Genomic DNA, 25,299 nt, shown 5'->3' on the forward strand with positions numbered 1-25,299 from the left:
TAATATCTATTGTATTCGATGTAACGCAAGCTGAGTTAAGTTAATCAAAGCCTGACGATACGGTGTATCAGGTAGGTTTGATAAAGCTTGCAGTGCTGCTTCTGTTTCTTCTTGGGCACGTTGGTTGCAATAATCTAAAGCACCAGACTTCTGTACAATTTCGATGACCTGAGATAGTTGGTCTACTCCACCAGTTGCGATACTGCGACGAATAATCGCATGCTCTTCACCTGTTGAGCATGCTAATGCAGAAATTAACGGTAAAGTTGGCTTACCTTCCATTAAATCATCACCAATATTTTTACCTAATGTTTCAGCATCAGAGGTGTAGTCTAAAATATCATCAATAATTTGGAATGCATTACCAAAATGACCGGCAAACAATCTTAATGGTTCACGGTACGCTTCTTGGCCCGCCAAAATAGCAGCACCTTCTGTAGCCAGTTCAAACAGACGAGACGTTTTACCATGAATAATTTTTAAATAAGTTTCTTCAGTTGTATCTGGTTGATGCTGCGATTGAAGTTGTAATACTTCACCTTCAGCAATTTCACATGTACCTGTTGAAAAGTCTTTCAATAAAGTCATGTTGTTTAAATCGACCAGTAAATCGAAAGCACGAGCAATCAGGAAATCACCGACTAAAACGGCTGTCTGATTGTTCCATGTTGCATTTGCTGTAGGACGACCACGACGAAGCCCAGATTCATCTACCACATCATCATGGACTAGTGTCGCAGTATGCAGCATTTCAATGATTGCAGCTAAACGTTGTGCATTTGCCATGTTATCTAAACCACAAGCACGTGCTGCAAGTAAACACATGATTGGGCGCATACGTTTTCCGCCAGCTTCAACTACATGTTTGCTGACAGACATGACTAAACCGACTTTTGAGCTAATTCCTTCATTAATCAAGTGATCCATCGCAGCAAAGTCTGAGGCAACAGGCGCAAGAATGTCTTGCTTGAAATCGATGACCATATGAAGAAAAACCCCGTATTGGTAGATAAGTGGCGTTAGTGTATCAATTAAAGATGTGTTGCATAGGTTAACAAGTGGCTGATATTAATCATTTCTATTGTCTTTTAGCGTTCTTTGTTCTTTATTTAAGCAAAACACGATATTTCCGGCAAAACAATAAATTTAATGACATCAGCATTAATACAACTTGTTCTTGACGCAATTTGTGTCTGGAACTGTATTTTAATTTTCATTCAGAATCAATGAAAACTGCTAAATTCGAGTCCAAGCTGTTTGATTTTGTAAGAATAGGGGAGCATGCTTTACTGATATATAGAAAATACTTGTCGTTTGATCAAATTTCACTTAAAATCTGTCGCCTTGTATAACCCCAGTGGCGTTCGTTTTAAGATCGATATATCCCTTTATCGACACGACGACACGGGCTGATTGGAGTACATTATGTACGCAGTAATCCAAAGCGGTGGTAAACAGCACCGTGTAGTTGAGGGTGAAACCCTTAAAGTTGAATTATTGAAAGCTGAATCTGGTGCGACTATTACATTTGATGATGTATTAATGGTTGTAAACGGTGACAACATTCAAATCGGTGCTCCAGTTGTAGCTGGCGCTAAAGTAACTGCAGAAGTGATTGGTCATGGTCGTCACGACAAAATCCGCATTATCAAAATGCGTCGTCGTAAACACTACCGTAAACAACAAGGTCACCGTCAATGGTTCACTGAGTTGAAAATTACTGGTATTTCAGGCTAATCACGAGGAGTAAGAGACATGGCAACTAAAAAAGCCGGTGGATCGACGAAGAACGGTCGTGATTCAAACCCAAAAATGTTAGGTGTTAAAGTTTACGGCGGTCAAGCTGTAACTGCTGGTAACATCATCGTTCGTCAACGTGGTACAGAGTTCCACGCTGGTGCAAATGTTGGTATGGGCCGTGACCATACTTTATTTGCTACTGCTGACGGCGTAGTAAAATTCGAAGTGAAAGGTCAATTTGGCCGTCGCTACGTAAAAGTTGAAACTGTATAAGTTTTAGCTCGAAAAAAGCCCACATTTTGTGGGCTTTTTTTATGGCATTTATTTTTATTCATCTTCATCATGATGAATGAAATTCTACAAACAACATGAATAACATAACAAAATATCTTATTTTCTCAATGATTAGCACAGAGTTTGTCGGTTAATATGAGTCTTGAATTAAGAGCTTACTCAGTTTCATAACTTTATAACTTTGAAAGAGAGTAAGTTGTCTTACAGCAACTAAAAAGGTGATGACATGAATATGCTTCGTAAAACTATGTGTGCTATTACACTTAGCGCGTCAGTGCTTGCTCCTGTAATGAGTACTACAGTGTTTGCTGCGCCTGTAGCAGCACCGGAGCAACAGGCAATTGGGAACCTGGTTAATCAGTTATCAGGTTTACAGCGTTTGACTGCCGACTTTGAACAAACAACTAAAGCCAATACAAAAACTGTGGCACAGAAAAAGAGTTTAAGTGCACAGCATATGAACCAGACATTTAAAGGTTCAATGAAAGTTGAACGTCCGGGGAAATTTTATTGGGAAACAGTAAGTCCTGCTAAACAAACAATTGTAACGAGCGGAAAAACAGTTTGGATCTATGATCCAGATTTACAACAAGCGGTCCGCCAAAGCTTAGATGATCAGGTTGCCGATACACCAGCATTATTACTCTCTGGTAATACCAACCAAATCATGAAGTCTTATCGTGTGACACAACCCGATAAATCTAAACTTTATTTCACATTATTCCCTAAAAAAGAAGATGGGGCATTCCAAAGCTTAACGATTAGCTTCGGAGCAAATAAAGCGCCTACACTTATGGTATTACAAGACTCATTAGGTCAAACCACCTATGTACGCTTTAAGAACGTTAAAGTAAATGCTTCAATTCCGGCATCAGTCTTTAACTTTACGCCGCCAAAAGGTACAGATGTTATTGACCAATAATTAAAGCCTCTTCAAAAAAGCTACCTTCACGGTAGCTTTTTTATATAAGAGAGACAGATACATTTTTTAACCCCGTCTTATTCTTGCGCTTTGTATAGTGTTATAGGTAAATTCATGGGGATTATTATGCGACTTTACGATAAGAAAATTATTTGTATTCTTCCATTAATGGCTGCAATGGCAATTGTGACTGGTTGTCAACCAAAATCGGCAGCCAAAGAAGAGCAGGCTGCTTCGACTGCAAAAGTTAAAGAAACGAAAGAAGCTGGTGCTCCTGTAATTCAAGCAAAAGTAATCCCAGTAAAATTGCCAAAATCAAAAGTTTGCTTAGAAGATGGTTGTACTGAGTATGACTTTCAAACGGTACAAACCAATCAGAAGTGGATTAATGATTACTTCACCAATCGTATAAAGAAAGCAGATCCGAACGCTTTTGCAAATCTGGCAGATCAACCAGTTGAAGTACCTGAAGGCGAGTCTCGTTCGAGCCAAAGTGCAATTTATGTTCGCTATTTAGGACAAAATTATAATCTTGCAACTTTTGCATTCCAGACCTATTCCTATTCTGCAGGTGCTGCACATGGCATGTCTCATCAAGAATTTGTAAATTTTGATTTGCTAAATAAAAAGCACATTATTGTTGAAGAGCTTATTAAGCCAGATGTTGAAAAACAGTTGGTTGATGCACTTTTTGAAGCAAATACCAATTGGCTTCAAGAGCACAATATTACTCGTGAAAAACTGCAATTAAGCGATAATTTCTACTATGGTGCTAATGGCATTGTATTTGTCTATCCAATTTATGAGCTAGCTTCATATGCAGAGGGAATGTCTGAATTAACCCTGCCGTATTTTGAGGCGAATAAGTTCATTAAACCTGAGTACTTACCAAGTGTGCCAAACTATAACTTGTAAAACTGGTGATCTATTCTAACAATTGTGTGAAAGCTATTCGTTATGAAGATGATCACTATATTTTTTAGTGTTAAGGCCTTACACTATAGCCAGTTTTTTACCCATATTATGATTGATTATGATCGACCCTAAGTTACTCAGAAATAATATTGAAGCCGTTAATGCGGCTTTGGCAAAACGCGGTGTTCAATTAGATGTTCAAGAATGGGCTTCTTTAGAAACTCGTCGTAAAGATTTGCAATCAAAAACTGAAAAATTGCAGGCAGAACGTAATGCCGGTGCAAAACAAGTGGGTCAGATTAAAAAATCCGGTGGTGATGCTTCTGAAATCATGGCGCGTATGCAAGCCATTGGTGATGAAATCAAAGCTGCTGAAGTTGCTTTATCAGAGCTCCAAAATGAGATTGAACAAAAAGCGTTGAGTATTCCTAACTTACCAGATGAGTCTGTTCCTGCTGGTAAAGATGAAGATGATAACGTTGAAATCTCAAAGTGGGGTACGCCTCGTCAGTTTGATTTTGAAATCAAAGATCATACTGATTTAGGTGAGTGGATGGGCGGTTTAGAGTTTGAAACTGCTACTAAATTGACTGGTTCACGTTTTAGCGTATTGAAAGGTCCTTTAGCACGCCTACAACGTGCATTAACACAGTTCATGCTTGATACCCATACTTTAAAGAATGGCTATACAGAAGCGTATGTGCCTTATTTGGTCAATGCTGATTCACTTCGTGGTACTGGGCAGTTACCAAAATTTGAAGAAGATTTATTCAAACTTCAAGGTGAAAAAGAATATTACCTCATCCCAACAGCAGAAGTTCCAGTTACTAACTTCGTTCGTGATGAGATTATTGATACTGAACGCTTGCCATTAAAATATGCAGCGCATACGCCATGTTTCCGTAGTGAAGCAGGTTCTTATGGTCGAGATACACACGGTTTAATTCGTCAGCACCAATTTGATAAAGTTGAGATGGTGCAAATCGTTAAACCTGAAACATCTATGCAGGCGCTTGAAGAACTTACGGCACATGCTGAGGGCATTTTGCAGGCACTTGGTTTGCCATATCGCAAAATTTTGCTCTGTGGTGGGGATATGGGCTTCGGTGCTACTAAGACTTATGACTTAGAAGTTTGGGTTCCAAGCCAAAATACTTATCGCGAAATTTCAAGCTGCTCAAATATGGGTGATTTTCAGGCGCGCCGCATGAAAGCACGCTACAGAGTAGATCAGAAGAAGACTGAATTGGTGCATACTCTAAATGGTTCGGGTCTTGCAGTTGGACGTACTTTGCTGGCTGTGATGGAAAATTACCAACGTGAAGACGGTTCTATCGAGATTCCAGAAGTATTACGCCCATATATGGGTGGTGCAACGTTTATTGATTAAGCTTTGCATCTAAATTGTGCATGGTTTTTGCTTAACCCAAATCAGATGATTAATGCAGAGGTTTAAGGTGGATATTTTTCCAATCTCTTTAAAGTTGCAACAGCAACGTTGTCTGATTGTCGGTGGGGGGCATATTGCGCTGCGCAAAGCAAATCTTTTAGCCAAAGCAGGAGCAGTAATTGATATTATTGCTCCTGTAATTGAAGAGCAGCTTTTACAGTTAGTCAAAACCACAGGTGGAGAGTATTTTGCTGAGTCCTTTGCTGAAAAAATATTAAATACACCATATCGATTAGTGATTGCTGCCACTAATGATGCGCAAGTGAATAAAGCTGTTTTTGAACAATGTGAAGTGCGTAATTTACTGGTAAACAGTGTTGATGATATTCCACATTGCCGCTTTATGGTTCCAGCTATTATTGATCGTTCTCCGTTAATTATTTCTGTCGCTTCAAATGGTGCATCACCAGTTTTATCGAGACAACTTCGTACTCAAATAGAAACAATTGTTCCACATGGCATGGGGAAACTGGCTGAGTTTTCTGGTCAATGGCGCAAGCAGGTAAAAGAAAAAATTCCCAATCCAGATGAGCGTCGGATTTTTTGGGAAAACCTCTATGCTAGCCCATTGAAGGAACAAGTTTTTAATGACAATTTAGAAGTTGCTAATGGTTTGATTCAGCAAGCCTTAACAGAATGGACTACGCCTAAAGGTGAAGTTTATTTAGTCGGCGCTGGACCGGGTGATCCAGAGTTACTGACACTAAAAGCATTACGTCTTATGCAACAAGCCGACGTTGTGATTTATGATCGTCTTGTTTCTGCACCCATTTTAGAGCTTTGTCGCCGTGATGCGACTAAAATTTATGTTGGTAAAGCCCGTTCAAATCACTCTGTTCCCCAAGATAGCATCAATGCCTTATTGGTTGAATATGCTCAAAAAGGAAAGCGTGTTTGTCGTTTAAAGGGTGGTGATCCATTTATCTTTGGGCGTGGCGGTGAAGAGATTCAAGAGCTAGTTGAGGCGAATGTCACTTTTCAAGTTGTACCGGGTATAACTGCAGCATCAGGCTGTTCAGCTTATGCGGGCATTCCATTAACACATCGTGACTATGCACAAAGTGTTCGTTTCTTGACTGGGCATTTAAAGGAAGGTTCACCTGAACTCCCTTGGAATGAACTGGTTTATGAAAATCAAACTTTAGTTTTATATATGGGGTTAGTTGGTTTGGAGCGTATTTGTGAGCAACTTATTGCTCATGGTCAACGTGCCGATATGCCTGTAGCCTTAATATCTAAAGGAACCACACCAGAACAGAAAGTTATTGTTGGAACATTAGCTGATATTGCAACTAAAGTGTCTGAACATCATATTGTAGCACCGACTTTAACCATTATTGGTGAAGTGGTGAATTTACGTGAACAGTTAAAATGGCAATAAGTTCATTTGAGTTTATTGCTGGTTATTAAAGTCGAGAAAATTTGTGATTCATGTTGTCCTATATGAGCCTGAAATTCCTGCCAATACAGGCAATATCATTCGTTTATGTGCCAATACGGGCGCACAGCTACATTTAGTCAAACCACTAGGTTTTGAATTAGATGATAAAAAGCTTAAGCGTGCAGGCCTTGATTATCATGAATGGGCTCGTATGCAAATTTGGGACAACATAGAACTTTGCCTTGCTGACTTGAAAGCTAAAGGTGTAGAGCATGTTTTTCCACTCACCACAAAAGGATCTGCAACTCCACATACAGTTGATTTGAATCGACCTGTAGCTTTACTGATGGGGCCGGAAACACGTGGCTTGCCTGAGCATGTTCGCTTGATGTTTCCACAAGAACAGTGGATTCGTTTGCCAATGGCTGAAAACTCAAGAAGTTTAAATTTATCTAATGCAACAGCCGTGATTGTTTATGAAGCATGGCGTCAGCAGGGTTTTAAAAACTTAGGATAAGTTAGTAGTTTTTAAATAAGAATAAGGCCACAGTTGTGGCCTTATTTGTTTTTAGATGTCTTATTTAGGGAAAACAACACCACTTGCTAAATCATAATTTGTTGGTGAGTTGGTATAGACGGAGCCAAGTCGAACTGCAAAGAACCAGCCTAATGTACCTTGGTCTTGAATCCGATTTTCAAAGATATAAGGCTCATCTGTTTCGGATGCAGCATCTTCAATAAATACTTTATATTCAATAGGTCCTGTATTTTCACTATCACGCTCAAATAAATAACCATCAATATTAAAGAAGCCTAGGTTATTGTTTGCATCTACCAATCTATAACCTTCAGCTGCTTGTTCTTTAAGAAGTTTTTCAAGTTTAATTGCATCATCCTTGTTGAAAGGAATATGTTGTGGAACCTCAAAATAACGATACGCATAGGTTCCATTATGTGTACTACTATTTACACAAGTTGGTACATAGAAGGTCCCATTTGTTGTGCCATTATTGGTGAATTCTGAGTTTGCGTAAATTAGCTTACAACCTTGTGCACCTAGTTCATTGAAGGCATTTAAAATACTTGTGCGAGAAGTGTTGGTTAAGAAGCGATTAGAATAAGAATATGTTGCTGGTTTCTTATCATTTTTCACAAATAAATATTTATCTGTATCAGATGTAACCTCGCCAAATGAAAGCTTATATATATAGCCTAAGCTACCTTGTTTATTTAACTCATTCACCCATAGTAAATAACGGTTTGCTACTGAATTAGTTTTAACATCAACTATTTTATAAGTGTATGTATCAGTGGATTTATTGTTTTTAACATATAAATTTTTATACAGCGTAAAGCTTCCATCTGGATTATCTAAACTGACTGAGGGTGTGAGAAGGGCGTAGCCTTGGCGTCCTTGATCATTAAGTTGACTTAATACGTCTGCCCACGATTCTTTATTGTCTCCTAGTCTATAACTTGCTGTTGCCAATACTTGAGTTGGCTTTTGCATACTTGCTGGTGGAGTTGTTTTTGTGAAACACGTATTTGTCAGATCAAAGTTTGCTTGCTGCAAATAATTATGTATTGCATTTGGTTCATCTGTGGGAACTAGACAGAATTGGTTTGCATTTTTAAAGCCTAGAATAGCTGGCTGTTTCTGAGTTAGCTTTCCTGCTACTACAAGCTGCCAATCTACTTTGTTATAGCTTGAGGTTTGTACTGTCTGAGGTGCTCCAATATTTGAAACCAGACTAAAATCTTCAGCTTGTCTATAACTTGCCACAATATTACCTGTACAGTTCGATTCATTCTCATAACGTACTGTTTCACTGGCAAATCGAACGCTGTTATCAGAAACCTTAATGACGTTCATTTTTAAAGCAGACCCATTAATACAAGCTCCTTTACCTGCTAACCAACTTCCCACAAAGCGGTCCGCTACACTTGTTGGTGTTGGTGTTGGTGTTGGTGTTGGTGTTGGTGTTGGTGTTGGTGTTGGTGTTGGTGTTGGTGTTGGTGTTGGTGTTGGTGTTGGTGTTGGTGTTGGTGTTGGTGTTGGTGTTGGTGTTGGTGTCGAATCATTATCGTCAGACCCACACCCACTTAAAGCTATAAAAATCAAAGCAATGCTGCTTCCTTTTACTATGTTATTCATCACATGAACCCTTTTTTTATTAAAAATGTGAAAATTTAACATTTTTAAAATAGATCAATTATAATGCAGTTGTAAAGATCAAATTTAAAAAAAGGTTCAACATGGCAGCTTATAATCAAATTGAAATATTCGAACAAAGCCAAAAATGGTTTGACCAATTGCCATTTGAATGGAAAAACTGGCTTGAAGAAAACTTAGAAAAGGGATGTGAAATTGAGCAATTGGTTGAGGTGTTAAAAGCAAATGGATTTGGTCCAAAACTTAAAGTAAATAATTTGAATCTTCAGACTTTATTGGATCACGATCAGGAATGGGTAATTGAGCAAATTTTAAATGAGAAAACATCTGCGGAAATAGTAAAAATATTGGTCGGGCAGGGGTATGAGCAGTTAAACATAAGTGAATATTTAAATAATTTAAAAAATAATCAGTTATATAAAATTTTGAAGAAAAAGCATCATCAACTTAAAAAACGTGAATGGTTAATAGAAACTGTAGATCAATTGGCGCAGCTAAACCCGGACTATTGTAAAAAAATTCCTTCAATTACTGCTCCACAGTTCTCTGATTTTGTGAAAGATTACTATAGTCAACATCGCCCTGTAATTTTAAAAAAAGGAATAGAACATTGGCCGGCTTTACATAAATGGTCTCCGCAATATTTTGCTTCTAGATTTGGCCATCATTCGGTTGAAGTCCAAATGAATAGAAATTTAGATGATCAGTTTGAAAGACATTCTCCATCTCTAAAACAAAAAATGAAGATGTCAGAGTTCGTGTCAAAAGTTATGTCAGTTGATGCTAGCAATGATTTTTATATGACTGCAAATAATGCATCAAATAGTCATCAGATGCTTCAAGAATTATTTGAAGATATAGATGATTTTGCAGATGGCTACTGTAATTTGGCTTTAAAGGATGACCGTAGTTTTTTATGGTTTGGGCCTAAAGGAACTTTTACGCCCTTACATCATGATTTAACGAATAATATGTTGGTTCAAATTTATGGAAGAAAAAAAGTAACTTTAATTCCTGCCTTGCAAGTTCCTCATCTGTATAACGATCATTGGGTGTTTAGTGAGTTGAGTAATACAAATAAAATTGATTTTGAAAAATATCCTTTAGCAAAATCAATTACTCCTGTTGAATGTGTTTTGAATGCTGGGGAAGCTTTATTCATCCCAATTGGTTGGTGGCATAGCGTAGAAAGTTTGGATGTCTCAATCAGTATTTCTTTTACCCATTTTAATGCACCAAATCATTATGTTGATCGGTTTCCCAAAGAGGTCTAAGAATGAAAATTGCATCTTAAACCGTTCAGTGTGACAATTGCTCGGCCCATACTGTTTTTCAAATATGAAGGAAAATTGTTACTCTATGACCACACTCCAAACGAACAATGCAGAACTTAATCAGAAGCAGGTATTAATGTTAATGGAATACCTGACGCAATGGTTAATTCGTTCAGGAGTGGGATATAACGACTTTGTAACTGCTTTAAAACCTGTTTTCTATCAACAGGCTTTGAGTGAGCTAGAGCGTATAGAGCAAAAGCCAACTGATTCAGCAGTCAGTTTACTTTCAGGTTTACATCGCAAAGACGTGAATGCATTTAAAAAGGCAATGCAGGCTGGTCAGCCTTTAACAGAGGCAAAAGTAGCAGAGCCAGTAAGTGTTCCTGCTCGGGTGATTGGTTTGTGGCTTGCAGAGGGATTGGCAGAAAAAATTCCATTTGTGAGTAATGATCAGATTAGTTTTGAAAATTTAGTAAAGAAAGTTTCAACTGAAAAGCATCCAAGATCTATTTTGAATGAACTCGAACGCCTAAATATTGTGAAAGAAGAAGATGGCCTTGTGGTGTTACAGCAGCGTAGTTTTATGCCTGATGTTGAGCAATTCGAGGTTCGAAAATTATTAACAAATAACTTAGAAGCACATTTGGCTGCAGGAGTTCATAATTTATTTCAGCCAGAAAAAGAACCCTATTTAGAACAAGCAATTTTTGCTGATGAACTAACAGATGAATCGATTACTTTACTTAAAGAAGCAAGTTTACGCTTATGGGAAGATTTATCACTACAAGTACTTAAATTAGCTATTGAACGTTGTGCACTAGATGAAGGAAAAGAGGGTGCAACTAAAACTTTCCGTTTCGGAGCTTATCAATATGACGAAAACAACTTATAAAAAATTTATAATATCCATGAGCTTCATTTTGACAAGTGGTCTTTTAACCGCTTGTGGAGAGGATTTATTCGCAGGTGGTGCAAGTTTAGGGGGATCAGGATATCCGACTAAACCTGGTAAACCGGGTGATTTTGAAACACCGGCCGATGGAGAGAAAGGCGACTCAAAAGATAATGAAATTTGGTTGCCTGCACCCGTTGAAGATGACTGTAATGGCTTACATCGCAAACTACAGTTTCTCAATAATGTAACGCGTGAACCCATAGAAAAAGAAACTGTTTTTAAATATGCACAGCAGTTAACTCTAAACGGTACTCTGGCTTTGCAGATTACGCAAACCAATAAAGGTTTAGAAAAGATACAAGAACGACAACCTGCTTGTTATGTACCTTTAGAACTCTATTTACTTGGAAACATGAAGCGCTCTTACCCAGAAAATGAGTGTAAAGAGACTCAAACTTACGAATATCTGCCAGGTGAAACCAAAACTTTTATTGTCAATTATCCAGCATTTGACGTCATGAATGGTACTTGGAAATATGGTCTAGAAAGCACTTATTTGAAGAGTGATCAAGAGTTAAACCAATGTGAACCTTTAACTATCCAATTTAAAATAAGTGCACCACCTGAGCCGATTAAAATTAATTAAGTTAAGCCACTCATGAGCGATAAAATTTTAAGGGAAGTATGAGTTAAGCTTGCTCTAGCACTTTTTCATCATAAGTCATTTGGGCTGCTAAAACTTGCTCAATATTGGTTTCGGCCCATTCCTTTAATTGGAATGCCATCGAAGCCACATTTTGTCCTAAAGGGGTAAGTGAGTAATCTACACGAATAGGAGAAGTATTCTGGATTTTACGTTCGATAAATCCATCTCTTTCTAACATTTTCAACTTTTGTGATAAGACTTTAGGTGAGATTCCTTGTATATTTTTTTTAAGTAAATTGAAGTGCTGAGTTTCTTCTTCAAGAACATTTAAAATCAATAAAACCCACTTATCTGCAATTTTTTCAAAAAATAAACGAGCAGGGCAATGTTGTTGAAAAACATTATATTTTAAACACTCATTCATACTATTTACCTGCTAATTTCTAAAAAAATTATACTAGTTACCGATTAGTAACTAATTGACACCTAGTTTCCAAAATATATCATAAAGTGGAATTTAATAAAACAAAGGTTTGCTCCCATGTTTAAATCTAATATCGCAGTTGTATATTTCTCTGGTTATGGCCACACTAAAGTCGTGGCTGAAACGTTTGCAAACGAAATTAATGCTCAGCTCATCCAGATTGATCAAGAGGGTAATATTACTGATCAAGATTGGCAGACATTAAGTGATGCAAAGGGGATTGTTTTTGGTGCTCCGACTTATATGGGTACAGCACCATGGCAGTTTAAAAAGTTTGCTGATGCAACTTCAAAAGTGTGGTTTACACGTGGTTGGCAAGATAAAGTATTTGCAGGCTTCACAAACAGCGCGAGCTTAAATGGGGATAAGCAGGTTACTCTTATTCAATTACAGACTTTAGCATCACAACATGGTGGGATTTGGGTAAGTCTGGGTTTATTGCCAGCGAATACTAAAGACGCAACACGTGAAGATGTAAATAACTTAGGTGGTTCAGTTGGACTTTTAGTTCAATCGCCTTCTGATGCAAGTGTAGAGGAAGTTCCTGCTGGAGACCTTGAAACAGCGAAACTTTATGCAAAACGCGTACAAGATATTGTGAACAAAATTTTTGGCTAATTTGACCATAAAAAAGGCGCTTTAAGCGCCTTTTTTATTATTCATGTTCATTATGTTGAGGTGCCTGATATTTAAACCCTTTAGTTTTATAACCTAGGTATAAAATACCGAACATTGCCCACCATAATCCATATTTCAAGGCTGTCTCTTCAATCTCAAGCCATAGAGCGAAAATACTGAAGAAGCCAAGAAGTGGAATAATTACAAAGTTAAAAATATCTTTGAAATTCTTTGTGCGGCCATCACGTAAAGCATAGCGTGAAATCACTGATAAATTAACAAATGTAAATGCAGTTAACGCACCAAAGCTAATCATTGAAATGACAATATCTAAGCTCATGAAACCTGCTGCTAGTGCTACAACACCAACAATAAGAATATTGTATGAAGGCGTATAGTTCTTTGGACTAACATGACCAAAGATTTTTTTATTGATGACACCATCACGTCCCATTGCATACATCAAGCGCGATACACCTGCATGAGCTGAAATACCAGATGCCATGACAGTAATAATTGCAAAAGCAAGAACGTAGGACTGAAATAATGATCCGCCTACAAGTAATAAAATGTCTGGCTGTGTTGCTGCAACATCTTCAAAGTAGTTTTTAGGATCATTAGGGAAGTAAATTTGCATGAAGTAAGTACTGATGACAAAAATTACTCCAGCGATAAGTGCTGTTAAAAAAATCGCCTTAGGTAATGTTTTTTCAGTATCTTTAGTTTCTTCAGCTAAAGAACTTAAAGAATCAAATCCGGTAAACGAGAAGCAAAGTAATGTTGCACCAGTGACCAATGCCCCTACTGAGGTCAACTCATTCCAAAAAGGCTCTAAACTCCATAACTGATAACGGGTTGCTGCTGTAATAGGGCCTTCTGCATTATAGCCCATTTGTAATTTGCTATAGACCAGATAAGTAAATATACCGATGACGAGTAACTGTACAAATACAATGAGGCTATTAAAATTGGCAACAAAACGTGCACCGCGTAAGTTGATACCAGTCATGAAAGCGGTTAATACAATTACCCATACCCAATGATTGACTGTAGGGAATAATGCATCAAGATAAATGCCAGCCAAAATAATATTGACCATTGGTGAAAGCAAATAATCTAACCAAGATGACCAACCCACCATAAAACCAACATTAGGGTGAATTGATTTTTGTGCATAGGTATAAGCTGAACCTGAAGATGGATAGCGCTTAATCATATGTCCATAACTAATCGATGTTAGCAAAATGGCAATTAATGCAAAAATATACGAAGTCGGAACATGGTAATGACTTTCTTCGGAAACTAGGCCGAATGTGTCAAATAATGTCATTGGCTGAATATAGGCTAAACCAATAATAATAATATGCCAAAGACCTAGCGTTTTTTGTAGCTTAACTACAGACGGAGTCCCAGAGATAGTTGTCAACGGCGTTATCCTCATAATCGTTGATCAAGGATCAGCTTGGTGTTAAGGATCGTTTGAGACGAACGATCCCCCCTACAGAAAAAGATAAAGTGCGCCAATCTATCCTAAATTGATGCAAATTGTCAGTACTTTCATCGATTTTTTAGCAAATTTTTTGCCATATTTACAAATAAAATAATGAGTACAAATTTATAGCTGTAAAAAAGATCCTGATTTTATATATAAATCAGGACCTTACATAGAGATTTATAATTTAACTTATTGTATTACCATGCCTTTTGTAAGATCTCTCGAATATCTTTTAGGCTTGCTTCTTTAGGGTTGTAAATAATTGAGCCATCATTTAGTGCTTTTTCTGCAACTTCATCGAGCTGTGCTTCAGTTACTTTACCAGTTTCACGTAAAGTACGTGGTAACTTGGTTAAAGTAAATAAACGATCACGCATTGCCAAAATTGTTGCAATTGCTCGGTCTGCACGTTGAGTTGCTGGAGTTTGTGCATAGATATCAGCACCAGCTAATGGCAATAGTAATTCACCAATTTTTTGGCCATTTACCTGCTTATTATATTCAAGTACATACGGTAAGAATAAATTCATACATAAACCATGAGGCAGGTGAGCAACAGCACCTAAAGCATGACCCAAAGAATGTACAAGGCCCACCATTGAATTAGAAAATGCAATACCTGCCATTGTGGAGGCTTGTGCTAGTTCTAAACGACCTTGGGAGTCGTTTGGATTTTCTAAGACATTAAATAGGTTTTCACTAATCTTTTTAATTCCAGCACTTGCATAAGCATCGCTAAGTGGATTGGCAGCCATACATGTATACGCTTCAACACAATGTGTTAAGGCATCCATGCCTGTCATTGCTGTTAAATGAGGTGGCAATGTAAGCGTCATGCGTGGATCTAAAATCGCTGCATGTGGCATTAAGTAATAAGAGGCAAATGCCAATTTAACATTCTTTTGCGTATCTGAAACCACGGCAACCATAGTCACTTCAGATCCCGTACCTGATGTAGTTGGGATTACAAAAAATGGTTTTAATGGTTTTGGTAAGTTGTGTGCACCAGAATACTGAAGTAAGTCATCTCCGCCTTCAGACACTAAAATGTTAGTTGCTTTTGAGGTATCAATAACTGAACCACCACCTACCGCAATAATCGCGTCACATTTATTCTTGCGATAAGCTTCTGCGGCAAGACGAACGACTTCTAAACTTGAGTCTGGTGGAACATCATCAAACACATGACCAATGACAGCATCGGTCGTACTGAATGCAGCTTCAATCGGGTTGAGTAAGCCATTTGCGCGCACACCTTTATCTGTAATGATGAGCGGGCGTTTTGCGCCTAAAGTCGCAAGTTCAAACGGAATATGTTCTAACGCAGCATTACCAGCAATGACTTTTACAGGACAAAAGAATTCGTAATATGGTTTAGCCATGTTATGCGCTCCGCTTGAAATAGGACTTAGCTACTTTTAAGTAAATATTTGCAGCTTCGTTGAATTTTTCTTTTAGGGTGAGTTCGGTTGGGTATTCTTTGACTGCAAGAGACGCAACCAATTTAGGTAAAATAAGAGATTCCATTTTATTTAGACAGCGTACTAAGCGAATGGCAGCAGATACATCACCATCAGCAATCATTCGGTCATTCGCAAATGCTTGGGCAGTACTTTCTTGAAAAGAAAATACTAAAAAGGCATGAGTTACATGTTTGAATGTAATAGTTAAGTCTGGCTTTCTTTCAGCTCTTTTGAGTAGCTCTAACTGTTTGTCTTCTGTGACTCGAGCAAAAAATGCTGGTCCATTTGGGAAAACATTCATTGAAAGTACAAAGTGAACAGGAAATTTAGATACTTCCTCTTGTATTTCAGTGTCCACTTGACTTGCCATGACTAAGCCACGACCAACAACATCCATCATGAGCTTAACGTAGGCAAGTTGCAGAGTAGGCTTTACAGCTTTTGTCGAAATCACTCGCGTATCCCTTGTTAAAATTATGCAAAAGCAAATTTAGAGTAAATACTCTAATCCATTTTTATTTCATCGCAAAGCGATTTATTCGGTTTTGACTTCTGGGTCATTAAAGTACCCAGTATTCTTAATATACTCAATAAAGTCTTGGCAAAGTTGAGTGAATGATGGATAAGGAGTCACCAAATCTTGTATACGCACCATTTCTAAACCTGCATAGCCACAAGGATTAATCGTCTGGAATCCATCTAGGGCACAGTCCAGATTTAGCGCTAACCCATGGTAACTACGGCCACGACGAATTTTAAAGCCTAGGGAACCAATCTTACGGCCATCCACATAAACTCCTGGTGCATCTGGCTTTGCATACGCTTCAATTCCGTATTTTTTTAAAACATCTATCATGAATTGTTCAGCAAAACTGACCAATGTGCGTACGTTCCACTTTAGACGATTAAGATCAAACATGAAGTAAGCCACAAGTTGACCGGGTCCATGCCAAGTCACTTGTCCACCACGGTCAGTTTGTACTACAGGAATATCTGATGAAATTAGGATGTGTTCAGGTTTACCAGCTTGACCTTGAGTTAAAACATTATGATGTTGAAGTAACCATAACTCATCGGGCGTATCTTGATCTCGCTCATTTGTTAAGAGTTTCATGGTTTCAAATTTGCTTTGATAATCTTGTAAATCGTTCCATTGCCGAATGATTAAGTTAGGTTTATCAAGGCTCATCACAATCTCTTCCTATAATTAGTTTATGCGGCACCCAAATCATATCTACTAGATAAAAGCCGAAAACCTTGTAATTTTAAAGGATTTTATAAAAGGAATTCTAAATATTTGTAAGGTTTTTCGTGGTAAGGAGGTTATAAAATTTCCAAAAAAATACCACAGTAAGAATGCCTGACTGTGGTATTTATTGAAGAACTTAAAATTAAAGCGCAGTTCTAATCTGCGGACAAGCAGCCAAGTCAGCATAAAGTGCATGAACTTGTTCCAATTCTTCAAAGCGCAATTGTGCTGTTAAAGAATGATACTTGCCGGTGCGAGATTCTTGAACTTTTAATGTTGAGTGGTCGAAGTCTGGAAAATGCTTTACCAAAATATCGACTACAGCAACACGTAATTCTTCACCCGCATCGCCAATAAGTTTAATTGGATAATCCATCGGAAATACCCAAAGATGTTCTTGTAATTCGCGAGATGGAGTGCGGTCTAACATAAGTTACCTCATGATTTGAAACGCCTGCATTATCGCAGGCGTTTATAGCTCTTTCTATTAAATGGGGCTTGGTTTTGAAATTTCAAGCTTTCAAAACTTAGTCATTTTCCAAGAAAGAACGTAAGTGTTCAGAACGAGAAGGGTGACGTAATTTACGCAATGCTTTCGCTTCAATCTGACGAATACGTTCACGTGTTACATCAAATTGTTTACCTACTTCTTCAAGTGTGTGATCGGTTGGCATATCAATACCAAAACGCATCTTCAATACTTTTGCTTCACGTTCAGTTAAGTTTTCCAATACTTCACGAGTTGCTTCTTTTAAGCCTTCTGAAGTCGCAGCATCAATTGGAGAAGTGATGTTTTGATCTTCAATGAAATCCCCAAGATGTGAATCTTCATCATCACCAATAGGTGTTTCCATTGAGATAGGCTCTTTAGCAATTTTAAGTACTTTACGAACCTTAACTTCGTCCATTTCTAAACGTTCACCTAATTCTTCAGGTGTTGGTTCACGCCCCATTTCTTGTAACAATTGACGAGATACACGGTTGATCTTGTTAATCGTTTCAATCATGTGTACTGGAATACGAATCGTACGAGCCTGATCGGCAATCGAACGGGTAATCGCCTGACGAATCCACCAAGTTGCATAAGTCGAGAATTTATAACCACGACGGTATTCAAACTTGTCTACAGCTTTCATCAAACCAATGTTCCCTTCTTGAATCAAGTCAAGGAACTGTAAACCACGGTTAGTATATTTCTTCGCAATCGAAATTACCAAACGGAGGTTGGCTTCTACCATTTCTTTCTTGGCACGACGTGCTTTCGCTTCGCCAATAGCCATACGTTTAGAGATATCTTTAATCTCAGCAACGCTTAAACTAAGCTCTTTCTCAATATCTGCAATCTTTTGCTGGAATGCTAAAACATCTGGACGAACTTTTTCTAAATGCGCCTTAATTTCAGCAGGTGCTTTAGCAATTTGTTCATCTAACCAAGCTGGATTAGATTCTTGTTTAGGGAAAGATGTACGGAATTGAGTACGGTCCATACGGCCACGACGTACTGCATAACGCATGATTTCACGTTCATTGGCACGAATTTGCTCATGTGTACCGCGAATCATTTCAGAGATGATGTCAAATAAACGTGGTGTAAATTTAAACATCATGAACACAGTAGCTAAAGCTTCTAAAGCTTCTTCAGCCTCTGGACTGTTACGACCATGCTTTTCAACAACAGCTTTTGTTTTAGCCCAAGCAGCTTCAAGTTCAGTAAAACGAACTTTTGCAACTTCTGGGTCTGGTCCTGAATCACCTTCAGAGTCATCATCACCTTCAGACTCTTCTTCTTCATCGTCATCATCAAGCTTAACTTCTTTGGTTGATTTTGAAGATGATTCGTCTTCTTCCTCAAGCTCTTCAACTTCTTCTAAAACTTCAGGGATATCTTCATCGGTTTCAGGATCGAGGTAGCCAGATAAAATATCTGCAAGACGGCGTTCGCCAGTTAAAAAATCATTATATTCTTTTAATACAACTTCAACAGCATTTGGCCAGTAAGCAATTGAATTAAGGACATCACGGATACCTTCTTCAATACGTTTGGCAATGCTGATTTCACCTTCACGGGTTAACAGCTCAACTGTACCCATTTCACGCATGTACATACGTACTGGGTCTGTCGTACGTCCAGGCTCATTTTCAACCGATGCAAGTACGGCAGCAGCTTCTTCTTCAGCAACCTCATCAGTTGCGTCAGCCGACTCACCGAACATGGTATCGTCAGATTCAGGTGCACGCTCGTGTACAGGAATACCAACGTCTTGAAGCATTTGGATGATGTCTTCAATCTGTTCGCTTTCAGTAATCGAGTCCGGCAGATGATCGTTAACCTCAGCGTAAGTTAAGTAACCTTGTTCTTTGCCTCGGCTAATCAGAGCCGCTACTTGAGAAGTAGGGGAATGCATATCGCTCATCTTTGCTTACTCTTTGTTGAATCTGTGGCAGTGAAAAACCGTGCATGATAGCACAATTTGCTTGAAATGTTTTGGCTTTGATCAGTAACCGTTAAATAAAAAATATCTTTGAATTCACGTCTGTTTTTTGAATATTGGGCTAAAATCATTTTTTTCAAGCTTAAATCATCGAAAAGATCATAGAATTTTTTTAGATCAAAAAAATAGTTCAGCTTTATAAATACACAATTTTTGGGGTGAAAAAAAGCACAAATATGCAGTTTAATGAAAAAAATATAAATAAAACTTGACACAGTTAAATAAGAAAGATAAATAGCGGCTAGACCCATTCACATTTTTTCATTAGAGGTAGTTTTAGTGTCTTCTACAGATTTTGAACTAGATGATAACTACGGTGATGATGATGATGTCGGTTTTGATGAGTCATCAGGCAAAATCACTGCGAAAGAATCATTAGAAAAACGTAGATTAATTGATGATCTATTAGCCCAACGCCGTTTAGAGCGTGAGTTAAAAGATTTTGATTATGATTTAGACGATGATGATCTTGATGATGAAGACTAATCAAATCTGAATAGGGCATCGTCAGCTTAGATGCTATGCTATCGTAGATTTCTTTTTTATAGTCAGGTAACACAATGAGTGCGTTAGATTTAGACCAATTAAGTGAATATCTAGATGGAGACCACAATGAGTATGGTCTGGATTTCGCTGCAACTCATGGTTTTCTGTGTGCAATTGCAGTAGGCCCTCAGTTTGATCGTTGGTTAGATGAATTATTTGATAATAACCATAAAAAAGTTCCTGCCGAAATTATTCAGCAGATCAAAGTGTGGTTAGAGTCAATTCGACAAGACTTAGCAAATGAAAATGGAATTGAATTTCCGTTTGAAATTGAAGAAGCAGACGTTGAGTCTAGCTTAGGCGATTGGAGTGTTGGATTTGTTGATGCGATGTTCTTAAATGAAGATGCATGGTTTGCACCTGAATATGAAGAACAATTAATTGATTTAACTTTACCAATGATGGTATTTAGTGGAATTGATGAAGAAGATCCACAGATGGAATCTTTCCGTCGTAATGGACAGTTAATGGATGAACTGGCAGAAGAAATCCCAGATAATTTGAATGAATTATACTTGATGTATCATACGCCAAATTAATGTATTAGAAGAAATAATAAATAACGTCCTTTCTAGGGCGTTTTTTATTGTAAAAAAATTAATTTGTACAAATAAAAAGGGCAGTTAGAAATCTAAATGCCCTTTAAAAAACTATATTATGGTTTTATAGGCGTTTACGTTTTGCAGCAGCAATTTGTGACTGGCGCATACGGAAACCAGCTTTTTGCTTTTCAGTGGTTTTGTCGATGCAATAAACGCAAGAAACACCGTGTTCGTAACTTGGTAGAGCAGACTCTTCAGGAGTTAAAGGCCAACCGCAAGCATGACATTTAATATTCACGCCTTCCTCTACACCATGAGTTACAGCAGTACGTCCGTCAAATACAAAGCATTCGCCTTCCCATAAGCTTTCATCAGCAGGGGTTTCTTCTAAGTACTTAAGAATACCGCCTTTAAGATGATAAACCTCTTTAAATCCTTCTTGAAGAAGTAAAGAAGTTGATTTTTCACAGCGAATACCACCAGTACAGAACATCGCAATTTTTTTGTCTTTATGTTGCTCTAACTCTTTCTTAACGTATTCTGGAAACTCACGGAATGTTTCTGTTTTAGGGTCAATTGCACCCTTAAATGTACCCGCTTTATATTCGTAATCATTACGTGTGTCGATTAAAATTACATCATCACGTGCGATTAAATCATTCCATTCTTTAGGGTCAAGATAGTGACCGACTAAGTCACGAGGTTTAACCTCAACACCTAAAGTCACAATTTCTTCTTTAAGTTTAATTTTCATTTTGCGGAAAGGTTTGTCAGAACTATGGGATTCTTTGTATTCCATAGCACCAAAGCCTTCATTGAGCAAAAAATGATGTAGTGTATCAATTGCTAAGCGATCACCAGCAACAGTACCATTAATTCCTTCACCTGCTACAATCAGAGTTCCACAAAGGTTAATTGTTTTCACTAAGTCTAATAAACGTTGTTGAAGATCGGCAGGATCTTGAACTTCTTTAAATTGATATAGTGCTGCAACAACCCAACCTGCGGTCGCTTGCTGTTCTACAGGTGCAAGCTGTTCTACAGTAGCGTTCATGGAAAACTCCAAATGTATTAAGATAGAAATTTAAGGCGCATATTTTAGCGCGAAAATTAGTAATAAGCGAGAAAACCATAAAAAGTATATGGTTTATTTAAGGAGTTTGTTTTGAGTAATGATCATCGAACGCTCTCTCTCACCCCATGTGCAGGGCGTTGTTCAACAGTTTTTGGTGATCAGGTTTGTCGTGGTTGTCGCCGTTTTAACCACGAGGTGATTCAATGGAACACTTATACGGCAGAGCAGCGTTTGGCTGTATGGAAGCGTTTAGATGATCAATTGAATCAAATCTTAGTACCGATGTTGCCTCATGCAGACTTACAGCATGTTGAAGGCTTTATTTTAAGTAAGCGTGTTCGGTTAATGGAAGGGGCGAGCCAGGGTCGTAAGCTTTACCATGCCTTAAAAATATGTGAAAAGAATAAACATCTAGCACACGAGAGTGGTTTGGGTATTTCGGAGACTCAAGTCAAAACGATATGGGGTGAGTTTGAAAGACGTGTTTTAGCGTTGGCTAAAGCGAGCTATGAGTTGGCTTGGCTGCGAGCAGACGGAATTAGCCATCACTTGTTAACTATGTATGAAGAAGAATAAGTCTAGAGTAGAAAAAGACGTAAATAAAAAAGCTGCCTTTTGGCAGCTTTTTTTCATTAATTTTCTTTCGAATATTAACGTTTGATGTCGCGTTGAGTTTCACCAGTATAAAGCTGACGAGGGCGACCGATTTTGTAAGGGCCGCTGTGCATTTCTAACCAGTGGCTGATCCAACCAACTGTACGAGCAAGAGCGAAGATTACAGTAAACATTTCTGTTGGGATACCAATCGCTTTAAGGATGATACCTGAGTAGAAGTCTACGTTAGGGTAAAGTTTACGCTCAACGAAGTACGGGTCGTTCAATGCGATACGCTCAAGTTCCATAGCAAGTGCTAATTGAGGATCGTTGATACCTAAAGCTTCAAGAACTTCGTCACAAGTTTGCTTCATTACTTTAGCACGTGGGTCGAAGTTTTTGTAAACGCGGTGACCGAAGCCCATAAGCTTAACTTCTTTGCGTTTAACTTTTTCCATGAACTCTGCAACGTTTTCAACGCTACCGATTTCATCAAGCATCTTAAGAACTGCTTCGTTTGCACCACCGTGAGCAGGTCCCCAAAGTGCAGAGATACCAGCAGAGATACATGCATACGGGTTTGCACCAGTAGAACCAGCAAGACGTACTGTAGATGTAGAAGCATTTTGCTCATGGTCAGCATGAAGCGTGAAGATACGATCCATTGCGCGAGCAAGAACAGGATTAACTTTGTAATCTCGGTCAGCAGGAGTAGCAAACATCATGTGCAAGAAGTTTTCCGCATAACTTAAATCGTTACGTGGATAGATGAATGGTTGACCTACTGTGTATTTGTAACTCCAAGCAGCAAGTGTTGGAATTTTTGCAATTAAGCGAATTGCAGTGATTTCACGGTGGTTGATGTCTTCAATATCTAGGTTGTTGTGATAGAACGCAGATAATGCACCTACAACACCAACCATGATTGCCATTGGGTGAGCATCACGACGGAAACCATTGAAGAAACGGCTAACTTGATCGTGAACCATAGTGTGAGCACGTACTTTTGTATCAAACTCAACTTTTTGTTCAGCAGTTGGGAGCTCGCCATTTAATAATAAATAACAAGTTTCAAGGTAGTCTGCTTGAGTTGCTAACTGATCAATTGGGTAGCCGCGGTGTAATAAAATACCTTTGTCACCATCAATGAAAGTAATTTTAGATTCGCATGCGGCTGTCGCCATAAAACCAGGATCGAAAGTAAAATGACCTTCTTTCAGTATGCTGCTGACATCAATTACATCTGGACCTAAAGTGCCACTGTAGATTGGTAATCCAATTTCTTTGCCATCAAGATGTAATACGGCTTTTTTGCCATTTGCTTCAGACATTCAATAGATCTCCTGTCCTGGTGAATGTTGATCTGACTCGAAATCCTAATGTTCTCATGTGCGAATCAGACGGTGTCAAAATTTGCTATAAGATTAGTGAGTACTGAAATTTTGTCAATTATACTTATGGATAAAAAATGACGTTCCCACAGAGAGTTAGTCATCAAGACCCGAGCAAAAAAGTCAGTAAAATCACTGCATCGGGATGGTATAATAAGTCAATTCAACAAGAACGTGCAGAAAAAAAATGAAGGATGAGTACAATTGTAAGCAAATTTATAAATTGCAATTCAAAATAATAAGACGGTAGAAAATGCCAATCCCCTTAAAAAAATCATAAAACTCATGATGTAATTTCAAATTTATACTCAAAAAAAATTGTATTTCTATTTAGTTGTAACAAAGAATATTGTTCTTTTTTTAAGTTTAATTGTATAAAAAATAGCTTATCAGATGAGTTTAAAATCATAAGAACTGTTTTTAATGAAATTCACTTTCGAAAAACTAGTGTAGATCGCTTAATATCTATCTGAAATATAAGTCTGTTCACTTATTTGAAATGTGGCTCACATTGAAAATATAGGGGATTATGATCATTTTTCTATTGATATGAGGAATTTATAACTTTATCTTTAGTCTAAAATCGGCTTATTTAAAAGAAATTTCAGAAAAAATGAAATTAAATAAAAAGTTATTTTAAACAAGGACATGATGTATATAGGTATAGTTTTTTTATTGACCTAATAATGTAATATTGTTTTGAATGATTCTTATTTAATGGTTTTTTGCTGAAATGGCAAAGTGGATTGTTTGTATTTTGATACTTCGCGTTTTATAATTCAGTGTCGTTTATAGGTTAGGCATGAGCTGTGCTTGCCTAACAATGCCAGCTTTCCTTGGAATTAATTCAACAAACTCCGGTCGGAGTTTCTACCTACAGGATGCCCGCTGTGAAAAGCAACAGACCTGTCAATTTGTCCATGGGTCAGGTGTTAGCGGTAAATTTACGCTCACCCGTGGCTATTGCATCAATTTTACACCGTTTATCAGGTGTCATCGTTTTCTTATTAGTACCAGTTCTCTTATGGATTCTAGATAAATCATTATCTTCACCAGAAGGATTTGACTACGTTAAAAATGTCGTTTTTGGAAATATCCTTGTACGTTTTGTTGTTTGGGTATTTGCAGCCGGCTTAATATTCCACTTCATTGCTGGAGTTAAGCACTTACTTGCAGATTTAGGTTTTGCTGAAGAACTGCAAAGTGGTCGTATTGCAGCGACAATTTCATTGATCTTATCTGTGGTAGCCATTATCGCAGCCTTTGTATGGATTATGTTCTAATGAAAAGTGCTACAGGTTTAACTGGTTCAGGTTCTCGTGATTGGTTTATCCAGCGTGTAAGTGCGGTTGTATTAGCAGCTTATACTGTTGTTCTTTTTGGTTGGATTCTCTGCAAAGGTGGATTTGACTATCAACAGTGGGCTGGTTTCATGATGACATTACCAATGAAGATTTTTTCTTTATTGGCAATTTTATCGCTTATCGCACACGCATGGATTGGTATGTGGCAAGTTTTCACTGACTATGTCACTACTCGTCAAATGGGTCCTTCAGCGAAAGGTTTACGCCTTGTACTGACGACGGCTGTCATTATTGCAGTGTTTGTGTACGCAATCTGGGGTATCCAGATTTTCTGGGCGAATTGATAGGAAGAT

General features: G+C 37.9%; 28 protein-coding genes. 16 read left to right on the top strand and 12 right to left on the bottom strand.

Going from position 1 to position 25,299, the window contains the following annotated elements:
* Positions 1-6 precede the first annotated feature (6 nt).
* Entirely contained in the window at positions 7-984 is a 978-nt protein-coding gene (gene sdsA / locus ACXM0J_RS15135; RefSeq protein ID WP_086265314.1) for an All-trans-nonaprenyl-diphosphate synthase, read from the bottom strand.
* A gap of 441 nt (positions 985-1,425) precedes the next feature.
* On the opposite strand from sdsA, the gene rplU reads away from it, so the two are divergent.
* The 7 genes from rplU to ACXM0J_RS15170 all read left to right on the top strand — a co-directional run bounded on the left by rplU (position 1,426) and on the right by ACXM0J_RS15170 (position 7,219).
* Positions 1,426-1,737 (top strand): 50S ribosomal protein L21, encoded by a 312-nt coding sequence (rplU, locus tag ACXM0J_RS15140; protein ID WP_000271409.1) that lies wholly within the window; start codon positions 1,426-1,428, stop codon positions 1,735-1,737.
* 18 nt (positions 1,738-1,755) lie between these two features.
* A complete protein-coding gene (gene rpmA, locus ACXM0J_RS15145; RefSeq protein WP_002116037.1) occupies positions 1,756-2,013 on the top strand; it encodes a 50S ribosomal protein L27 in 258 nt (85 codons plus the stop codon).
* Between the two features lie 247 nt (positions 2,014-2,260).
* Positions 2,261-2,956 carry an outer membrane lipoprotein periplasmic chaperone LolA gene (lolA, locus tag ACXM0J_RS15150; protein WP_004789378.1) on the top strand — a complete coding sequence of 232 codons (696 nt, stop codon included), beginning with the start codon at positions 2,261-2,263 and terminating at the stop codon, positions 2,954-2,956.
* Positions 2,957-3,070: 114 nt separating this feature from the next.
* On the top strand, positions 3,071-3,871 hold the full coding sequence (locus ACXM0J_RS15155; protein ID WP_086265315.1) for an RsiV family protein: 801 nt from the start codon (positions 3,071-3,073) through the stop codon (positions 3,869-3,871).
* A 118-nt stretch (positions 3,872-3,989) separates the two neighbouring features.
* Positions 3,990-5,261: a serine--tRNA ligase gene (gene serS, locus ACXM0J_RS15160; RefSeq protein ID WP_479750624.1), complete on the top strand. Its 1,272-nt coding sequence runs from the start codon at positions 3,990-3,992 to the stop codon at positions 5,259-5,261.
* 67 nt (positions 5,262-5,328) lie between these two features.
* On the top strand, positions 5,329-6,702 hold the full coding sequence (gene cysG, locus ACXM0J_RS15165; protein WP_086265317.1) for a siroheme synthase CysG: 1,374 nt from the start codon (positions 5,329-5,331) through the stop codon (positions 6,700-6,702).
* Between the two features lie 43 nt (positions 6,703-6,745).
* The gene (locus ACXM0J_RS15170) at positions 6,746-7,219 is read left to right on the top strand and encodes a tRNA (cytidine(34)-2'-O)-methyltransferase (protein ID WP_002116042.1); all 474 of its coding nucleotides are present in this window, start codon (positions 6,746-6,748) and stop codon (positions 7,217-7,219) included.
* Between the two features lie 60 nt (positions 7,220-7,279).
* Here ACXM0J_RS15170 and ACXM0J_RS15175 read toward each other — a convergent pair whose 3' ends face one another.
* Positions 7,280-8,857 (bottom strand): PT dipeptide repeat lipoprotein, encoded by a 1,578-nt coding sequence (locus tag ACXM0J_RS15175; protein ID WP_479750626.1) that lies wholly within the window; start codon positions 8,855-8,857, stop codon positions 7,280-7,282.
* A gap of 101 nt (positions 8,858-8,958) precedes the next feature.
* On the opposite strand from ACXM0J_RS15175, the gene ACXM0J_RS15180 reads away from it, so the two are divergent.
* The 3 genes from ACXM0J_RS15180 (at position 8,959) to ACXM0J_RS15190 (ending at position 11,693) form a co-directional block, all read left to right on the top strand.
* The gene (locus ACXM0J_RS15180; protein ID WP_086265661.1) at positions 8,959-10,149 is read left to right on the top strand and encodes a cupin-like domain-containing protein; all 1,191 of its coding nucleotides are present in this window, start codon (positions 8,959-8,961) and stop codon (positions 10,147-10,149) included.
* Between the two features lie 85 nt (positions 10,150-10,234).
* Entirely contained in the window at positions 10,235-11,044 is an 810-nt protein-coding gene (locus ACXM0J_RS15185) for a DUF6502 family protein (RefSeq protein WP_086265660.1), read from the top strand.
* Between the two features lie 16 nt (positions 11,045-11,060).
* A complete protein-coding gene (locus ACXM0J_RS15190; protein ID WP_086265659.1) occupies positions 11,061-11,693 on the top strand; it encodes a hypothetical protein in 633 nt (210 codons plus the stop codon).
* Positions 11,694-11,736: 43 nt separating this feature from the next.
* Here the strand turns inward: ACXM0J_RS15190 and ACXM0J_RS15195 are convergent, their stop codons facing one another.
* Positions 11,737-12,117, bottom strand: coding sequence for a winged helix-turn-helix transcriptional regulator (locus ACXM0J_RS15195; protein ID WP_086265658.1), 381 nt, complete (start codon positions 12,115-12,117; stop codon positions 11,737-11,739).
* 117 nt (positions 12,118-12,234) lie between these two features.
* On the opposite strand from ACXM0J_RS15195, the gene ACXM0J_RS15200 reads away from it, so the two are divergent.
* The gene (locus tag ACXM0J_RS15200; protein ID WP_086265657.1) at positions 12,235-12,795 is read left to right on the top strand and encodes a flavodoxin family protein; all 561 of its coding nucleotides are present in this window, start codon (positions 12,235-12,237) and stop codon (positions 12,793-12,795) included.
* A 37-nt stretch (positions 12,796-12,832) separates the two neighbouring features.
* Here the strand turns inward: ACXM0J_RS15200 and ACXM0J_RS15205 are convergent, their stop codons facing one another.
* From ACXM0J_RS15205 to rpoD, 6 genes are all read right to left on the bottom strand, one after another.
* Positions 12,833-14,236: an APC family permease gene (locus ACXM0J_RS15205; RefSeq protein ID WP_171265344.1), complete on the bottom strand. Its 1,404-nt coding sequence runs from the start codon at positions 14,234-14,236 to the stop codon at positions 12,833-12,835.
* A gap of 251 nt (positions 14,237-14,487) precedes the next feature.
* Positions 14,488-15,672: an iron-containing alcohol dehydrogenase gene (locus ACXM0J_RS15210; RefSeq protein WP_017386748.1), complete on the bottom strand. Its 1,185-nt coding sequence runs from the start codon at positions 15,670-15,672 to the stop codon at positions 14,488-14,490.
* A gap of 1 nt (position 15,673) precedes the next feature.
* Positions 15,674-16,207 (bottom strand): hypothetical protein, encoded by a 534-nt coding sequence (locus ACXM0J_RS15215; RefSeq protein ID WP_005072911.1) that lies wholly within the window; start codon positions 16,205-16,207, stop codon positions 15,674-15,676.
* Positions 16,208-16,288: 81 nt separating this feature from the next.
* Positions 16,289-16,942, bottom strand: a complete 654-nt coding sequence (lipB, locus tag ACXM0J_RS15220) for a lipoyl(octanoyl) transferase LipB (protein WP_005064548.1) — start codon at positions 16,940-16,942, stop codon at positions 16,289-16,291.
* Positions 16,943-17,144: 202 nt separating this feature from the next.
* Positions 17,145-17,432, bottom strand: a complete 288-nt coding sequence (locus ACXM0J_RS15225; protein ID WP_002116017.1) for a YbeD family protein — start codon at positions 17,430-17,432, stop codon at positions 17,145-17,147.
* 97 nt (positions 17,433-17,529) lie between these two features.
* Positions 17,530-19,416 carry an RNA polymerase sigma factor RpoD gene (gene rpoD, locus ACXM0J_RS15230; protein ID WP_002116414.1) on the bottom strand — a complete coding sequence of 629 codons (1,887 nt, stop codon included), beginning with the start codon at positions 19,414-19,416 and terminating at the stop codon, positions 17,530-17,532.
* 357 nt (positions 19,417-19,773) lie between these two features.
* Here rpoD and ACXM0J_RS15235 point away from each other — a divergent pair, with 357 nt between their 5' ends.
* Both ACXM0J_RS15235 and ACXM0J_RS15240 read left to right on the top strand, forming a co-directional pair.
* The gene (locus ACXM0J_RS15235) at positions 19,774-19,980 is read left to right on the top strand and encodes a PA3496 family putative envelope integrity protein (RefSeq protein WP_002116495.1); all 207 of its coding nucleotides are present in this window, start codon (positions 19,774-19,776) and stop codon (positions 19,978-19,980) included.
* A gap of 74 nt (positions 19,981-20,054) precedes the next feature.
* The gene (locus tag ACXM0J_RS15240) at positions 20,055-20,579 is read left to right on the top strand and encodes a YecA/YgfB family protein (RefSeq protein ID WP_086265654.1); all 525 of its coding nucleotides are present in this window, start codon (positions 20,055-20,057) and stop codon (positions 20,577-20,579) included.
* Positions 20,580-20,703: 124 nt separating this feature from the next.
* Here the strand turns inward: ACXM0J_RS15240 and trhO are convergent, their stop codons facing one another.
* The gene (trhO, locus tag ACXM0J_RS15245; RefSeq protein WP_086265653.1) at positions 20,704-21,636 is read right to left on the bottom strand and encodes an oxygen-dependent tRNA uridine(34) hydroxylase TrhO; all 933 of its coding nucleotides are present in this window, start codon (positions 21,634-21,636) and stop codon (positions 20,704-20,706) included.
* 111 nt (positions 21,637-21,747) lie between these two features.
* Here trhO and ACXM0J_RS15250 point away from each other — a divergent pair, with 111 nt between their 5' ends.
* Positions 21,748-22,233, top strand: coding sequence for a DUF1289 domain-containing protein (locus tag ACXM0J_RS15250; protein WP_086265652.1), 486 nt, complete (start codon positions 21,748-21,750; stop codon positions 22,231-22,233).
* Positions 22,234-22,307: 74 nt separating this feature from the next.
* Here ACXM0J_RS15250 and gltA read toward each other — a convergent pair whose 3' ends face one another.
* Entirely contained in the window at positions 22,308-23,582 is a 1,275-nt protein-coding gene (gene gltA, locus ACXM0J_RS15255) for a citrate synthase (RefSeq protein WP_002116327.1), read from the bottom strand.
* Between the two features lie 343 nt (positions 23,583-23,925).
* Entirely contained in the window at positions 23,926-24,051 is a 126-nt protein-coding gene (locus ACXM0J_RS15260) for a hypothetical protein (protein WP_081038229.1), read from the bottom strand.
* A gap of 472 nt (positions 24,052-24,523) precedes the next feature.
* On the opposite strand from ACXM0J_RS15260, the gene sdhC reads away from it, so the two are divergent.
* Together sdhC and sdhD are read left to right on the top strand one after the other, a co-directional pair.
* Positions 24,524-24,925 (top strand): succinate dehydrogenase, cytochrome b556 subunit, encoded by a 402-nt coding sequence (gene sdhC / locus ACXM0J_RS15265; RefSeq protein ID WP_075384165.1) that lies wholly within the window; start codon positions 24,524-24,526, stop codon positions 24,923-24,925.
* A complete protein-coding gene (sdhD, locus tag ACXM0J_RS15270; RefSeq protein ID WP_000833672.1) occupies positions 24,925-25,290 on the top strand; it encodes a succinate dehydrogenase, hydrophobic membrane anchor protein in 366 nt (121 codons plus the stop codon). Before sdhC ends, sdhD begins: the two co-directional genes overlap by 1 nt.
* Positions 25,291-25,299 lie beyond the last annotated feature (9 nt).

Source organism: Acinetobacter sp. GRABPA_MV_2 (assembly GCF_056725885.1).

What these genes read in the sequence shown, in the direction of transcription:
- ACXM0J_RS15260 (WP_081038229.1), bottom strand. Translation starts at nt 24,051, where the DNA reads ATGATTTTAAACTCATCTGATAAGCTATTTTTTATACAATTAAACTTA.
- serS (WP_479750624.1), top strand. Translation starts at nt 3,990, where the DNA reads ATGATCGACCCTAAGTTACTCAGAAATAATATTGAAGCCGTTAATGCG.
- ACXM0J_RS15185 (WP_086265660.1), top strand. Translation starts at nt 10,235, where the DNA reads ATGACCACACTCCAAACGAACAATGCAGAACTTAATCAGAAGCAGGTA.
- ACXM0J_RS15240 (WP_086265654.1), top strand. Translation starts at nt 20,055, where the DNA reads ATGAGTGCGTTAGATTTAGACCAATTAAGTGAATATCTAGATGGAGAC.
- ACXM0J_RS15195 (WP_086265658.1), bottom strand. Translation starts at nt 12,117, where the DNA reads ATGAATGAGTGTTTAAAATATAATGTTTTTCAACAACATTGCCCTGCT.
- gltA (WP_002116327.1), bottom strand. Translation starts at nt 23,582, where the DNA reads ATGTCTGAAGCAAATGGCAAAAAAGCCGTATTACATCTTGATGGCAAA.
- ACXM0J_RS15180 (WP_086265661.1), top strand. Translation starts at nt 8,959, where the DNA reads ATGGCAGCTTATAATCAAATTGAAATATTCGAACAAAGCCAAAAATGG.
- trhO (WP_086265653.1), bottom strand. Translation starts at nt 21,636, where the DNA reads ATGAACGCTACTGTAGAACAGCTTGCACCTGTAGAACAGCAAGCGACC.
- ACXM0J_RS15190 (WP_086265659.1), top strand. Translation starts at nt 11,061, where the DNA reads ATGAGCTTCATTTTGACAAGTGGTCTTTTAACCGCTTGTGGAGAGGAT.
- ACXM0J_RS15200 (WP_086265657.1), top strand. Translation starts at nt 12,235, where the DNA reads ATGTTTAAATCTAATATCGCAGTTGTATATTTCTCTGGTTATGGCCAC.
- sdsA (WP_086265314.1), bottom strand. Translation starts at nt 984, where the DNA reads ATGGTCATCGATTTCAAGCAAGACATTCTTGCGCCTGTTGCCTCAGAC.
- sdhD (WP_000833672.1), top strand. Translation starts at nt 24,925, where the DNA reads ATGAAAAGTGCTACAGGTTTAACTGGTTCAGGTTCTCGTGATTGGTTT.
- lolA (WP_004789378.1), top strand. Translation starts at nt 2,261, where the DNA reads ATGAATATGCTTCGTAAAACTATGTGTGCTATTACACTTAGCGCGTCA.
- rpoD (WP_002116414.1), bottom strand. Translation starts at nt 19,416, where the DNA reads ATGAGCGATATGCATTCCCCTACTTCTCAAGTAGCGGCTCTGATTAGC.
- lipB (WP_005064548.1), bottom strand. Translation starts at nt 16,942, where the DNA reads ATGAGCCTTGATAAACCTAACTTAATCATTCGGCAATGGAACGATTTA.
- ACXM0J_RS15155 (WP_086265315.1), top strand. Translation starts at nt 3,071, where the DNA reads ATGGGGATTATTATGCGACTTTACGATAAGAAAATTATTTGTATTCTT.
- ACXM0J_RS15210 (WP_017386748.1), bottom strand. Translation starts at nt 15,672, where the DNA reads ATGGCTAAACCATATTACGAATTCTTTTGTCCTGTAAAAGTCATTGCT.
- ACXM0J_RS15175 (WP_479750626.1), bottom strand. Translation starts at nt 8,857, where the DNA reads ATGAATAACATAGTAAAAGGAAGCAGCATTGCTTTGATTTTTATAGCT.
- sdhC (WP_075384165.1), top strand. Translation starts at nt 24,524, where the DNA reads ATGCCCGCTGTGAAAAGCAACAGACCTGTCAATTTGTCCATGGGTCAG.
- ACXM0J_RS15225 (WP_002116017.1), bottom strand. Translation starts at nt 17,432, where the DNA reads ATGTTAGACCGCACTCCATCTCGCGAATTACAAGAACATCTTTGGGTA.
- ACXM0J_RS15205 (WP_171265344.1), bottom strand. Translation starts at nt 14,236, where the DNA reads ATGAGGATAACGCCGTTGACAACTATCTCTGGGACTCCGTCTGTAGTT.
- rplU (WP_000271409.1), top strand. Translation starts at nt 1,426, where the DNA reads ATGTACGCAGTAATCCAAAGCGGTGGTAAACAGCACCGTGTAGTTGAG.
- rpmA (WP_002116037.1), top strand. Translation starts at nt 1,756, where the DNA reads ATGGCAACTAAAAAAGCCGGTGGATCGACGAAGAACGGTCGTGATTCA.